Origin of the sequence: Natronococcus sp. A-GB1 (genome assembly GCF_029688845.1) — an archaeon.
Taxonomy (GTDB): domain Archaea; phylum Halobacteriota; class Halobacteria; order Halobacteriales; family Natrialbaceae; genus Natronococcus.
In genome coordinates, this window is the sequence record NZ_JARUKW010000004.1 from 49,877 (window position 1) to 62,485 (window position 12,609).

Consider the following 12,609-nt stretch of genomic DNA (forward strand, 5'->3'; position numbering starts at 1 on the left):
CGAAGTCAGTCCGCGAGTCCGGCCGCAGTCGGGACGAGCGAGCCGGCGGTATCGTCGTCGGCGTCCTCGTCGTTATCGTCGGCGTCAGCGGTGCCGTCGTCATCGTTCTCGTCGACGTCAGCGGTGTCGGCGTCCTCACCATCGTCGGCGGTGTCGACGTCATTGTCCTCGGCAGCGCCCGCATCGTCAGCGCCGTTCTCGGTATCATCGGTTTCGTCATCGGCTGCGGTATCGTCGGTGTCCTCGAGTTCCGTCTCCTCGAGGTCGACTTCGACGGTGTCACCCTCGATGACCGCGCTCTCGGAAACCTCGAGGGCGCCCTGCTGGGGCGTCTCGCCCTCGACGGTCACGGTGTAGTCGTCGACGGCCTCGACGGCGCTCTCGGTGTAGCCGTCCTCGACGTCGAGTTCGTCGTCGGTCGCGTACGGCACCGTCAGCTCGAACTCGCCGTCCTCGTCGACCTCGGCGTCCTGCTCGTAGGTAAACGTGCCGCGGTCGACGCCGGAGTCGAGCTCGAGTTCGGCGGTCACCGCCGTCCCCTCGTCGGCGTCGGCGGTGCCGGCGATCGTCGCACCCTCGACGCGTTCGTAGGTCTTGACGCCCGCACCCTCGCGCTCGTCGATGTACTCGACCTCGACGTCGGGGCTCTGCTCGAACTGCGAGAGCTGGATCTCCGTCTGCTGGTCGAGGGGCTGGTTGATCGCGACCTGGTGCTGGCCGGTCTCGTCGGTGAGCACCTGGTCGGTCTCGGGATCAATCAGCGCGTAGCTGACGAACCCGGCCGTGCGCTGGTCGTTCTCGTGGACGAGCCGATAGTTCTCCATCCCCGCGGCGTCGTCGAAGTAGAGACCCGCGACCATCGTCTCCTCGTAGGGGACCTCGAGGCGCTCGTCGACGTCCTCGCGGTCGATCTCCTCGCCGGGCTCGACGTCGGGCGTGACGTAGTGGTCGTAGTCGGGACCCGACCAGGCGGTCATCGCGCTGAACTTCCCGCCCGCCATCTGGTCGTCGATCATCACGTACCGCATCTGCTCGTCGGCGTCGTCGTCGACCGCCGCCTCGAGCTCTTCGAGCGGACGGACGTTGTCGTCGTCGTCCAGTGGGTCCTCGCCGGCCGCGATCGCCTCGAGGATCAGCTCGGCCTCCCGTTCCGACTCGGCGGTCAGGAACGCCGAGGCGGTCTCGGCGTTCTGCTGGAACGGGTTCGAGTGGGGGATCCGCTCGGCCTGGGTCGTGATCAGGTGGCCGTAGTCCCACCAGGACATCACGCCGTAGGCGCCGTCGGGATAGTCGAAGTCCCCGCCGTCGGGGTAGTCGTAGCTGCCGTAGTACTCGAGTTCGTCGGCGTAGTCGGCGCCGCCGTAGTTACCCGGCTCGGGCGTGTTCGACTCGAGCCAGTGGGTCGACTCCTCCCAGACCATCGCGTCGGGGTGTGGCCCGGTGGCCTCGCCGCGGTCGACCGCGGTGTCGCCGTCGGCGGCGACGACGGGCAACAGCGGCGCGAACAGGAGCAGAACGACCACGAGCAGGATGATGAGCTGGTAAGTTTCGACTCCCTCGAGCGAGCGCGCGCCGCGCTGGAGGTCGAGGTCGAACAGCCGTAGGACGTCGGCGACGAAGACGGCGTTGACCACGGCGACCGCGAGCACGAGGTAGTACGAGAAGCGGATCTGGGTTGCGGACATGCTGATCAGGAACAGCGACCAGACGAGGATCAGCGTGTACTCCGCGCGGTACTCGCGGCCGAACAGCGGTCGGACGACCAGCAGCGCGAGTCCGGCGAGCATCGTGTAGAAGGCGGTGCCGAACTCGCCGAAGACGTGGGCCGTGAAGTCGTCGGGCGGCTGGGCCTCCTGGATCGTCAGCGTCCCCGCATCGGGGTCGAGCGGGATGAGCCGTCCAGTGAGGTTTCCGATGAGCGTGTCGTAGAAGTCAGGCAAGACGAGCCACATGACCGCGAACGCGCCGACGATCAGCGCGGCGATCGCGCCCGGGTAGATTCGGCGATCGATCCCGCGGGCATCCCACTGGCGGGCGAACCAGGCCATAAACAGACAGCCGGCGGCGACCAGCGCGGCGGTGCCCGGCTGGAGGTAGCCGAAGCTCGTGACGCTCGTGCCGGGCTCCTCGATCAGGAGGGCGGTCGCGACCGCGGTCACGCCGAGCGAGACGGCGCCGACGAACGCGACGTGATCGGGGGAGATCCCACGGACGTAGTCGAGACAGAGCTGGACCGCGAAGAAAACGCCGAAGATCCCGATCAGGACGACGCCGGGCGGCCAGACCCAGATGTACAGCGCGAGCGCGACCCCCGCCAGCGCGGCGTAGATCGTCGGTTGTCGGAGCGCGTCCCAGTTCTTGTCGGCGACGAGTTCGTAGATCGGCTGCTCGCGCTCGGCGACCCGCAGTGCGGCCATCATCGCGAGGACGGCGATCGCCATGAACAGCACCTCTGCGACGTGGTGTTGAAGCTGACCCGCGGTGGTTCGCGTGAGGAACTGGCCGGGCGCGAGCGCCAGCAGGACGACGGCGACGAGTCCGCCGACGGTCCCGCCCAGCCGTCGGCCGAGATAGAAGACGGGGACCGCGACCAGCGCCGCCATCGCCGGCACCGAGAGCAGCGAGACGGTGTAGAGCGTGCTCGAGGAGGGATCCCCGAGACCGACGATCATCGCGGCGGTGACGATCAGCTGGTCGAAGAGGGTCCCGAACTGACCGACGTAGTTGCCCGTCGGGAACCCGGTCCAGACCTCGTACGGCATCGTCCAAGGGTAGTTCTCGGCGGTCCACTGGATCGTCCGCCAGTGATACCAGGAGTCGACGCCCGCGAGCGCGGGGGTGCCGTCATCGGTGACGAAGGCCTCGTATGACTGCGTCCGAACCCAGAACATAAACAGCATCACAGCCCCGACGACCGGGACGTGGTACCACTCCGCCCACGAGCCGAGGACGGACGATTCCGTCCGCTCCTCGGCTCGCTCGGTCTCCGTACTCATTAGGTTTCACGAGAGGGAAGCCACGAATAAGCTTTCTCATACCACCCAGATTATTTTACATTCATATTCAGTGGATAGTTCTACTCGATCGGGGTCCGAGACCGACGACAAAGTTTATTCTCCCCTCATCGAAACGGGTCTCCCGATGAAGGTCTCCGCCGTCGTCTGTACGTACGCGATGGAGCGCTACGACGTCTTCTTGGAGTGTGTCGACAGCGTTCTCGCACAGACGTACGACGACCTCGAGGTCGTCGTCGTCGTCGACGGCAACGAGGCCGTCTACGAGCGCGTCCGCGAGGAGTACGGGGACCACGAGGACGTCGTCCTCCACTGCAACGACGAGAACCGGGGGATCTCCTACAGCCGCACGCGGGGCGCCGAGATCGCCAGCGGCGAGGTCGTCGCGTTCATCGACGACGACGCGGTCGCCGAGCCCGACTGGATTGCGGAGTTGGCCCGGGTCTACGAGGAGACCGACGCCATCGCGGTCGGGGGGCACGCGAAACCCGACTGGGTGGCCGAGAAACCCGACTTCTTCCCCGCGGAGTTCTACTGGCTCGTCGGCTGCGACGAGCGGGGGATGGGCGAACACATGGCGGAACTGCGCAACACCTACGGCTCGAACATCTCCTTTCGCCGGGACGTCTTCCTCGAGGTCGGCGGCTACGACGAGAACACGGGCCGGAAGGGCGACCGCCACATCCAGGCCCACGAGGCCCCGGTCTGTATCCGTATGGCCAACAGGTACGGCAAGGGCGTGATCTACAACACCGACGCCGTCGTCAACCACAAGCTGTTCGAGTACCGCGGCGACTTCCGATGGCTCGTCTTCCGCTCGTTCTGGCAGGGGTACTCGAAACGGATCATGGACCTCCTGTTGCCCGAAGCCGCGGGCGACAAAAACGAGTATCTCCGACAGCTTATGCTCGAGTTCGTCCCCTCGCGGCTCCGGGACCTTGGACGTGAACCCTCGAGCGCGAAGGTTAAACAGCTGGTCGCAATCTTCGTCTTCACCGCAGCGGTCGGTTTCGGCTACCTGTACGGACTCGTGCAGTCCGACGACGCGCTCGTTCGCGAGGAGCTCGAAGACGCGTCGGCCGCCTGAGCGGGCTCGAGCCACGTCGATCGACGAGAAGTGCGGAGCCACGGGAATCCGCGGTCGAACGGACCGAGAGACGCCCGAAAGCATTTGCGGGAAAACGGGAAACGACACCCGATGGATCGTCGTACGTTCCTTGGTTCCGGTGGTGTCGCCGTCGTCGCGCTCGGTGCGGGCTGTTCGTCGTTGGCCGGGTGGAACGATCCCGAACCGGTTCGCCTCGGCGGGGTCTCGCTACACAGCGCGGATACGGAGTCGTCACACCGGTTCGACGCCGAGGTGTTGCGGGACGGGGACGTCGTCCACGCCTCCACACACGAGATCCGGGCCACGCGCGAACTCGACGGCGGCGGTCAGCGCAACTACGGGGCGCTCGTGGACTGTGAATGGGGGAGTTCGCGAGGCGACTACGCGGTACGCGTCCGGGTGGACGGCGGCGACTGGGAGACGGAGTCCGTTCCGGAGCTGGTCGAAGCGAGTGAGCTGGACGACACTGCGTCCTCGTCGACGCAACGTACGATTCGTCGACCTGGATCCGCCTCGAGGAGGCCTACGACGACGGCGACCCCGATCACGTATGCGAGTTCGCGACCAGACATCACAGGAGAGAGAGATCGCTCGCCGCTGTCACCGTCGTCTGCCCTCATCTGCCGTCGCGCACCCGATCGCTCGTTCTGACCTGGATCTCGAGCTTGTTCGTTCCCCTGATCCAGTCGACGTACCCCTGCAGGCGGTCCGCGGATCGCAGCGCCTCGATCGTGTCGTACGACTCGCGGAGCTCCTCGTTCGTGAACAGGGCGTGAATCTGTTTGTGACAGGGCCGGCAGAGCATCACCGTCGGGCTCGTGGCCCGTTCCTCGGGGCGGAGGTGGTGTTCCTGGACAACCTGAGGATCGTCGATCCGCTCGTCGGGGACGACTCGTCGACAGAGCGCACACGTCGTCGGCATCGACCTGAATAGGGGTTCGTCGAGCAAAACGCCTCGGGTCGTTTTCGTCGTGTCCGCTCGAGCGCCTTCGGAGGCTCCTCGAGTCTTCACCCCCTCAGCCGATCTCGCGCCGACTTCGGAACGCTTGAGACGACCCGTTAGAAACACCGACCGTGACACGCGCCAGACTGTTCGCCTCTCTCTGCGGACTCGTCTTTCTGGTGAATCTCGCCAGGATCGTCTTCGCGCCGCTGCTGGACGTCTTCATCGCCGAGTTCGGGATCGGCGAGGCGACCGCCGGCCTCATCGTGACCCTCGCCTGGGTCGGCAGCGCCTCGCCCCGATTGCCGACCGGGTGGATCCTCACGAAGGTTCCCCGTCACCACGTCGTCCTCGTGTCGGGGCTCGTCCTCGCAGGCTCCTCGGCGCTCGCCGCGACCGCGACGACGGTCGAACACCTCATGATCGGGGCCTTCCTGATGGGGATCGCCTCCGGGATCTACTTCGTCTCGGCGAACCCGCTGTTGAGCGAACTGTATCCGACGCGCATCGGTCGGATCATCGGCATCCACGGCGCCGCCAGCCAGGTCGCCGCGGTGATCGCCGCACCGTTCGTCGCGCTCACGCTACTCGTCGACTGGCGGCTCTCGCTGTGGGCGATCGCCGTCGGCGCAGCGCTGACGACGGGCTACACGTGGGTCGCGGCGAGAGACGCCGAGCTACCGGCTGCGGGAGACGCCGACCGCGACTTCGTCGCCGGCGCGCTCTCGGAGTGGAAGCTGATCGTCACCGCGCTGGCGATCGTCGGCGCGGCGTCGTTCGTCTGGCAGGGGCTGTTCAACTTCTACGAGCTGTACATGCAATCGAAGGGGCTCTCGAGCTGGGCGTCCGGAATGATGCTGACGATCATCTTCGCCGCAGGCGTCCCCGCCTTCTTCTTTGGCGGCGACCTGGCCGACAGGTTCCCACACGTTCCGTACCTGCTCGGGATCGTCGGCGCGTTCGCCGCGAGCCTCCTCGTGTTGACCCAGGTGGAGGGGCTGATCGGACTGATCGTCCTCTCGACGGTTGTCGGCCTCATCATCCACGCCCTCTTTCCCGCCATCGACACCTACCTCCTCGACACGCTGCCGGACTCGACGCGGGGCAGCGCCTACGCCGTCTTCAGTTCCACGTGGATGCTGACACAGGCGCTCGGTTCGTCAGCCGTCGGCTCGCTCGTCGAGCGAGGGTACGCCTACGACACCGTGTTCGCGAGCGCCGCGGTCGTTCTCGGCGTAATGGTCGCCGTCCTCGTTCTCGTCGAGCGCACGGGCCGGCTGCCGGGGTAGGTCCGCTACTCCGCGAGTAGAGGGATCGATCCGCCCGCCTCGTGTCCTCGTTTCCCGGCGAGGTACTCGCGGTAGTAGCCGATCCCGCGAACGCCCGTCAGCGCGGTCTCGAGTGCGCCGAAGGCCAGCCGTTTCCGCCGCTCGAGGTCGGAATCGGGCTGTTTGACGCCGGAAGGACGGGGCGGGATTCCGGGCGTCCCGTACCGATTCGGATGGTAGCGCTGGAGCTGGCAGAGCCCCTGCCCGACGCGGAGATCCTTCCGGACGAGCGCACGAATCGACTCGCGGACGGGGTGGTGCATGGTGACGTCGGCAGCGAAGTGGAGGTCGTACTCCGCCCCGTCGACCCGGTTACCGAACTCCTTGTCGCCCCCGGAGGTCAGTCGGTGATCGAAGAGGCCGACGTCGGCGAAGACCTCGCGGCGGACGAACAGACAGCACGTCGGCACAAAGCGCTGGTGCTCGAGGTAGTGACCGACCGGAAAGCCGGAGTGGTGGTCGTAGCGGGCGGCGAGCGAGGGGTTGTCGGGAACCTCGAGTTCGACGTTACAACCCATGTAGTCGGCGTCCGCGGCCCGGAAGGCGTCGAGGGCGTCCTCGAGCCACCCCTCGGGAACGGTCATATCGGCGTCAACGAACGCGAGAATCTCTCCGTCGCTGTGCCGAACGCCCGCGTTGCGGGCGGCGTAGGAGGACTGGATCTCGTCTTCGAGCAGGACGGTTCCCTCGAGCCGATCCGCGACGTAGCGCTCGGCGCGCTCGTGGGTGCCGTCGGTCGAGCCGTTGTCGACGACGACGTGCTCCCGGTCGATCTCCGTCGAGAGAGCCGCGAGCGAGTCGACCGTCTCGCGGAGTCCCGGGAAGTCGTTGTAGACGGGCGTGATGATCGAGACGGTCGTCATCGGGTTCGTTTAGCGGTACGGTCTCTCGAGCAAAAGGACTTTGATTTCGGCGGCGAGAGGATGGCCAACGAAATGCCCGCGGTCAGCATCGTCATCCCGACGTACAACCGCGCGTCGGTCGTCGGCCGGGCGATCGACAGCGCGCTCGCACAGACGGTCGACGACCTCGAGGTGATCGTCGTCGACGACGGCTCGACCGACGGGACCGACGCGGTCGTCGGCTCGTACGACGACGACCGGTTGGTGTACCTCCAGACTGGGACAAACGGTGGGGCGAACGCGGCACGGAACCGCGGGATCGAACGCGCGAGCGGCGAGTTCGTCTCCTTTCTGGACTCCGACGACGAACTGGTGCCGACCCACGTCGCCCGCGTGCTCGAGACCTTCCAGAAAAGTTCGGAGCAGGTCCGCGGCGTCTACACTTCCTACCGGAAGCGCCGAGACGGCGCGGTCTACGACGTTATCCAGGCACAGAAACGGGTCACCCTCGAGGACCTCGGGCGGGGCAACCCAGTCGGAAGTTTCTCCGCAACGACGTTTCGTGCCTCGGCGTTCGACGACGTCGGCCCCCTCGACGAGGAGCTGCCCGCCGTCCAGGACTACGAGTTCTACCTGCGCCTGCTGGCGGCGGACGAGGGCGCCGAGATCAGAGGCGTCCCCGAGGTGCTCCTGGACCGTCACATCGACGGCGAGCGGATCGGAACGGATCCGGAGCGGAAGCTCGAGGGATACTGCCGGGTACTCGAGGGACACGGCGAACACGTCGGCCGACAACGGCGGGCCGAGTTCGCGGCGAACGTCGCGATCATCTACGCCGAGAGCGGACGACGGGAACCGGCGGCCGCCTACCTCAGGCACGCGCTGGCGATCGATCCCGGATCCGTCCGGTACGCCGTCTATTACTGGGCCGCAAGCGTTAGCTGCGGTGCATTGCTTGGCGTCCTCGAGGCGAAGCGCCGGCTCGCGGTGTTCGCGAACCGACACCACTGAGGGAGCGACCGCTCGTCGCGGCTACGGCGGCGAGCGCTCGCCAGGAAAGAGCAGCTTCCGGTGGCGAACCGTGATCAGTACGGGTACCGACTCGAGGTCGAGCAGCTTCGCGATCGCCAGCCGGTGGCGGCCGTTCTCGTGCCACCGGAGTTCGCCGTTCCGGCCGAGGTAGACGATGATCTCGTTCAGCGGGTGACCGCCGAGTTCGCGCTGGCTCGAGTACCCTGCCGTCGCGATCGTCTCGTAGAGGTCGTCGAAGCGCTCGAGCTTGTGCACCAGCTTCCGTTCGCTCCAGTTCGAGTCCGGAGAGCGGCGGTGACGGTCGACGAACTCGGTCTCGATCCAGGGGACGCCCTCGAGAAAGCGCTCCTCGAAGAGCCGGTACTCCGAGAGGTCGGTGAACGGAACCGTCGGTCGGTCCCATTCGCCCCCGCGGACGGCACCGATCCCGTCCCGCCCCTGGGCCGGGACGTTCGGCCGTTCGAAGTGTGAGTCGTCGGTCTCGTCGGGGACGAGTTCGCCGACGACGTACTCTATCTCGGCGGGATCGACCCAGGTCAGCTCGAGCGGATCGGCGTCGACGTGTCGGTTCCGAAGCTCGAGTTCGCGGGTTTTGACGGCTCCGTACGCCGCGGAGCGCTCGAGGCGCCACCGGAGGTGGGCGGTCGCCTCGTCGGCGACGGCGCGAACGCCGTCTCGCCGCCAAATTTCTTTCACCTGCTCGAGCAGATAGGACATATCCGAAGGTTCCGAGCAGCGGTAGTTAACCGTGCTGGCTCGGTGCGTGTCGGCTACCGGCGGGGTACCGGGACGTCGTCGTCTTCGGAATCGTCCGTTTGCGACGCCTCGCGATCCGGACGGTCCGTCGGTTCGATCGTCGACGCCCGCCAGTGTTCGGGGACGACGTCCTGGAGATCCGGATGCTCGAGGTGGGCTCTCGCCCGGTCGCCCAACTCCTCGGGTGACGAGGCCGCGCGGATCTCGTCTCTGACCGCCTGCCAGTCGGCGTGTCTGACCCGCACCGTCACCGGGATCTCCTCGAGGTCGAGCAGCTTCGCGATCGCGAGTCGGTGGAAGCCCGCACCCTTTTTGACCAGTTCGCCGTCGCGGTAGACGTTGACGCCGATCTCCTGGACGACCGGGTGGACCGCGTCGGTGTTCTCCCCGCGAGGATCGGCGTCGCCGTCGGCCAGCAGCTCCCGCTGTGAGCGGTACCCCTCCTCGGCCATCGACTCGTAGAGGTCGTCGATCCGCTCGAAGTAGGCCTCGAGTTCCGCCTCCGTCGTACACCGCCAGTACGGATCACCCCGCTCGAGCCGGTCGCGGTACTCGGTGTAGAGCTCCGTCTCCGCCCAGTCGACGCCCTCGAGGAACCGGGCCTCGAGCGACCGGTAGACGGTCGTCTGTTCGAACCGTCCCTCGGGCTCGTCCCAGTCGCCGTCGAGAACGCGTCCAAGCCGCCACGGGTCGTCGCTCCCGTGGTAGTACTCGATCTCGTCGGGATCGATCCCGATCGGTCGGGCCGGGTTCGCGTCACTCATGCTGGACAGCAGCCGGCTGCGGACATCGAACGCGAACTCGAGTGCCCACACCGGGAGCCGCTGAACGAGTTCCTGCCGCCAGACGGTCGTCGTCCAGACGAACCGTACGGAACGCCACAGCAGGGACAGAACGCCGTCCTCGCGGAGTATTCGACTCGATCTGTGTACGAGGCTCACTCTACCGATTTCCTCACGTATTAGTAAGTAAGTCCTTCAGTTAAATCACCGGATCCAACGTGAACGCCGTCCTCGCCGAAGTTTTTTGACTGGATCGATCGCGCTCGACGTACAGGGAACGGGAGTCACCGGGAACCTCAGCGGTTCCGAGGCCGACTACCAGATGCTCTTTCTCGCTGCACTGACCGCATCGTGGCGGAAGTTGCTGGTTTTCTACCGGCTCGGAGGAGTTTCCAGGGCGCTCGGCCGAACCCTCGAGTACCTGTACGAGAGCGCGTTCGGCTACTGGTGGGCGATCCGTCACCGGAGGGCGGCCGGCGAGCCGACGGCGTCGGATCTCCCGGCGATCGTCGAGATCGATCCCACCGATCTTCGGTACCAGTCGCGGTTCGGAAAGGCACACTTCCCGACGAAGGACGGCGATACCGAACGCTCACCGGTACACGACGAACCGATCGTCGGAGTGATCGACGGCCGCTGGGATCGGTTTCGAACCGAGTGGACCGAGACGCGGATCCACCGCTCGCTCGAGGCCCGGTTCCTCGAGGGCGAGTCCTGGGAGCGGACGGCCAAGTACCGGTACGCTGCCTGCAAGATCGAGAACGGCCTCGAGGACTGGCGGTCATCGACGATCGATGAACTCCAGCGCCGGTGTGACGACCTCGACACCCTCTACGAGTCGATGGCCGAGGAGGGGTACGTCTCCCAGACCGAACTGCTCGAGCGCGGGGACGACGGGATAGAGACCGGAAGCGCCGCGACGAAGTCGATCCTGGGACCGAGTTCCCCCAGGAGACGCGCGTCGGAATCGGCCGGAACGGCGAGATCATTCGGTTCAGCGCCGGCAAACATCGGCTGTCGATCGCGAAGCTGCTCGACCTCGAGACGGTGCCCGTCATCGTCGTTCGCCACGAACGCTGGGCGACGATCCGCGAGCGCTTCGCGGCGGCGGACTCCCTCGAGGCGCTTCCGGCGGAGTATCGCGAGTTCGCGAACCACCCCGATCTCCGCGTGGTCGCGGGTGACATTCGCCCTCGAGTGTCGGAGTAGCACGCGGATCGGACGCGTCTCGAGTTGCCACGGGTTCGTTGCGACAGCCATCTTTCCGCGCCGCGTCACACGTACACAAACTATTTGGTAATTCGTGGAGACTGTTCGGACATGCAAGCAGTCGTACTGGCCGCTGGAGAGGGGACTCGCCTCCGGCCGCTCACCGAGGACAAACCCAAGGCGCTCGTCGAGGTCGACGGGAAGCCGCTCGTCGAGGACGTCTTCGACAACTTGCTCGAGATCGGCGTCACCGAACTCGTCGTCGTCGTCGGCTACCAGAAAGAGCAACTCATCGAGCGCTACGGTGACGCCTACGAGGGCGTGCCGATCACCTACGCCCACCAGCGCGAGCAGCTCGGGCTCGCTCACGCGATTCTGCAGGCCGAGCCCCACGTCGACGACGACTTCGTCCTTATGCTCGGGGACAACGTCTTCCGGGGGAACCTCGGGGACGTAATCAAGCGCCAGCACGAGGAGCGCGCGGACGCAGCCTTTCTCGTCGAGGAGGTACCCTACGAGGAGGCCTCCCGGTACGGGGTGCTCGACACCAACGGGTACGGCGAGATCGTCGAGGTCGTCGAGAAACCCGAGGAACCGCCGTCGAACCTCGTGATGACCGGCTTCTACACGTTCACGCCCGCGATCTTCCACGCCTGTCACCTCGTCCAACCCTCCGACCGCGGCGAGTACGAACTGCCCGACGCGATCGATCTCCTCATCCAGTCTGGACGGACGATCGACGCCATTCGCATGGACGGCTGGCGGATCGACGTCGGCTACCCGGAGGATCGGGAGAAAGCCGAACAACGCGTGCGGGAAGCCGAGACACCGATTCCGGTGTAGTTGCCGGCTGGTTCTCGAGCGGGTCACCGGCTAGTTCGTCCTCGAGAGAACGACAACTATCGCTCGCAGACCGAACGAATCCCCCCGGAGTTCGGACGACGGTCGGAACGCGACCGAGGTTGGTTCGGGGACGGACACCCCCACACCGGATTTCAGATGAAATCGGTCGGAGGTCGGGAGGGGGTGGGGTGGCGACGACTCCGACTCGATCGAACCTGAGAAGGTCTAAGGAGTGCAGAGAGTGCTAGACACAACCTACGGATATCTACAGGAGTTTCGTCCAAAACGGCTTCTGGCCTTTATTATATACTTTACTCTAGTGGTAATCTAGTAGTAGTAGTGTAGTGGGACAATCCCGGACCAACCGTTCTGTGTCGGGTTTCTGAAATGGAACGGCGATTCTTCTTCGTTGTTTATACCTTATCCCTCCGTGTCCGGAAGCGAACTCGGATCGAGGGACTCTAGGCGTCGAAGTCGTCGGTGGCACGGGGTGTTCACGTCTCGAGTTCGTTCTTCGATCCGACACCGGATTTCAGATGATATCGCCGATTCACAGGCTGTATCATCCGCGAACGGAGATCCAGAACCGCTCGAGGCAAGCACGGGTTGCGATCGGCTCCCGAAGATCTACCCCACATCGAACCGTCGATCGACCGTTACGACCCCTTCCCACCACCCCCTTCTTCGCGGCATTTCATCTGAAATCCGGTGTGGGTGGGAGTAGTTGCCCGAGATCCGCCCCGGCTTCGCAG

Annotated in this window: 11 protein-coding genes; 6 read left to right on the top strand and 5 right to left on the bottom strand. The window is 65.6% G+C overall.

Going from position 1 to position 12,609, the window contains the following annotated elements; translation table 11 throughout:
* Window positions 1-5 precede the first annotated feature (5 nt).
* Window positions 6-2,996 carry an oligosaccharyl transferase, archaeosortase A system-associated gene (locus tag QA600_RS06050; RefSeq protein WP_278291064.1) on the bottom strand — a complete coding sequence of 997 codons (2,991 nt, stop codon included), beginning with the start codon at window positions 2,994-2,996 and terminating at the stop codon, window positions 6-8.
* Window positions 2,997-3,141: 145 nt separating this feature from the next.
* Between QA600_RS06050 and aglG the strand changes: the two genes are divergently transcribed.
* Together aglG and QA600_RS06060 are read left to right on the top strand one after the other, a co-directional pair.
* Window positions 3,142-4,101: a glucosyl-dolichyl phosphate glucuronosyltransferase gene (aglG, locus tag QA600_RS06055; RefSeq protein WP_278291065.1), complete on the top strand. Its 960-nt coding sequence runs from the start codon at window positions 3,142-3,144 to the stop codon at window positions 4,099-4,101.
* Window positions 4,102-4,212: 111 nt separating this feature from the next.
* On the top strand, window positions 4,213-4,773 hold the full coding sequence (locus QA600_RS06060; protein ID WP_278291066.1) for a hypothetical protein: 561 nt from the start codon (window positions 4,213-4,215) through the stop codon (window positions 4,771-4,773).
* Here the strand turns inward: QA600_RS06060 and QA600_RS06065 are convergent.
* Window positions 4,739-5,044 (bottom strand): hypothetical protein, encoded by a 306-nt coding sequence (locus QA600_RS06065; RefSeq protein ID WP_278291067.1) that lies wholly within the window; start codon window positions 5,042-5,044, stop codon window positions 4,739-4,741. The two genes, QA600_RS06060 and QA600_RS06065, sit on opposite strands and share 35 nt — an antisense overlap.
* A gap of 152 nt (window positions 5,045-5,196) precedes the next feature.
* Between QA600_RS06065 and QA600_RS06070 the strand changes: the two genes are divergently transcribed.
* A complete protein-coding gene (locus QA600_RS06070) occupies window positions 5,197-6,354 on the top strand; it encodes an MFS transporter (protein WP_278291068.1) in 1,158 nt (385 codons plus the stop codon).
* Window positions 6,355-6,359: 5 nt separating this feature from the next.
* Here QA600_RS06070 and QA600_RS06075 read toward each other — a convergent pair whose 3' ends face one another.
* Window positions 6,360-7,256: a glycosyltransferase gene (locus QA600_RS06075; RefSeq protein ID WP_278291069.1), complete on the bottom strand. Its 897-nt coding sequence runs from the start codon at window positions 7,254-7,256 to the stop codon at window positions 6,360-6,362.
* Between the two features lie 60 nt (window positions 7,257-7,316).
* Here QA600_RS06075 and QA600_RS06080 point away from each other — a divergent pair, with 60 nt between their 5' ends.
* On the top strand, window positions 7,317-8,246 hold the full coding sequence (locus tag QA600_RS06080) for a glycosyltransferase (RefSeq protein WP_278291070.1): 930 nt from the start codon (window positions 7,317-7,319) through the stop codon (window positions 8,244-8,246).
* 21 nt (window positions 8,247-8,267) lie between these two features.
* Here the strand turns inward: QA600_RS06080 and QA600_RS06085 are convergent, their stop codons facing one another.
* Both QA600_RS06085 and QA600_RS06090 read right to left on the bottom strand, forming a co-directional pair.
* On the bottom strand, window positions 8,268-8,984 hold the full coding sequence (locus QA600_RS06085) for a hypothetical protein (RefSeq protein ID WP_278291071.1): 717 nt from the start codon (window positions 8,982-8,984) through the stop codon (window positions 8,268-8,270).
* Between the two features lie 53 nt (window positions 8,985-9,037).
* A complete protein-coding gene (locus QA600_RS06090) occupies window positions 9,038-9,964 on the bottom strand; it encodes a hypothetical protein (RefSeq protein WP_278291072.1) in 927 nt (308 codons plus the stop codon).
* An 85-nt stretch (window positions 9,965-10,049) separates the two neighbouring features.
* Here QA600_RS06090 and QA600_RS06095 point away from each other — a divergent pair, with 85 nt between their 5' ends.
* Together QA600_RS06095 and aglF are read left to right on the top strand one after the other, a co-directional pair.
* Window positions 10,050-11,105, top strand: a complete 1,056-nt coding sequence (locus QA600_RS06095) for a hypothetical protein (protein ID WP_278291073.1) — start codon at window positions 10,050-10,052, stop codon at window positions 11,103-11,105.
* A 20-nt stretch (window positions 11,106-11,125) separates the two neighbouring features.
* Entirely contained in the window at window positions 11,126-11,857 is a 732-nt protein-coding gene (gene aglF, locus QA600_RS06100; RefSeq protein ID WP_278291074.1) for a UTP--glucose-1-phosphate uridylyltransferase AglF, read from the top strand.
* Window positions 11,858-12,609: the final 752 nt, after the last annotated feature.

Excerpts from the sequence above, each read along its gene's own strand:
- QA600_RS06050 (WP_278291064.1), bottom strand. The coding sequence starts at position 2,996 with ATGAGTACGGAGACCGAGCGAGCCGAGGAGCGGACGGAATCGTCCGTC.
- aglG (WP_278291065.1), top strand. The coding sequence starts at position 3,142 with ATGAAGGTCTCCGCCGTCGTCTGTACGTACGCGATGGAGCGCTACGAC.
- QA600_RS06075 (WP_278291069.1), bottom strand. The coding sequence starts at position 7,256 with ATGACGACCGTCTCGATCATCACGCCCGTCTACAACGACTTCCCGGGA.
- aglF (WP_278291074.1), top strand. The coding sequence starts at position 11,126 with ATGCAAGCAGTCGTACTGGCCGCTGGAGAGGGGACTCGCCTCCGGCCG.
- QA600_RS06080 (WP_278291070.1), top strand. The coding sequence starts at position 7,317 with ATGGCCAACGAAATGCCCGCGGTCAGCATCGTCATCCCGACGTACAAC.
- QA600_RS06065 (WP_278291067.1), bottom strand. The coding sequence starts at position 5,044 with ATGCCGACGACGTGTGCGCTCTGTCGACGAGTCGTCCCCGACGAGCGG.
- QA600_RS06060 (WP_278291066.1), top strand. The coding sequence starts at position 4,213 with ATGGATCGTCGTACGTTCCTTGGTTCCGGTGGTGTCGCCGTCGTCGCG.
- QA600_RS06085 (WP_278291071.1), bottom strand. The coding sequence starts at position 8,984 with ATGTCCTATCTGCTCGAGCAGGTGAAAGAAATTTGGCGGCGAGACGGC.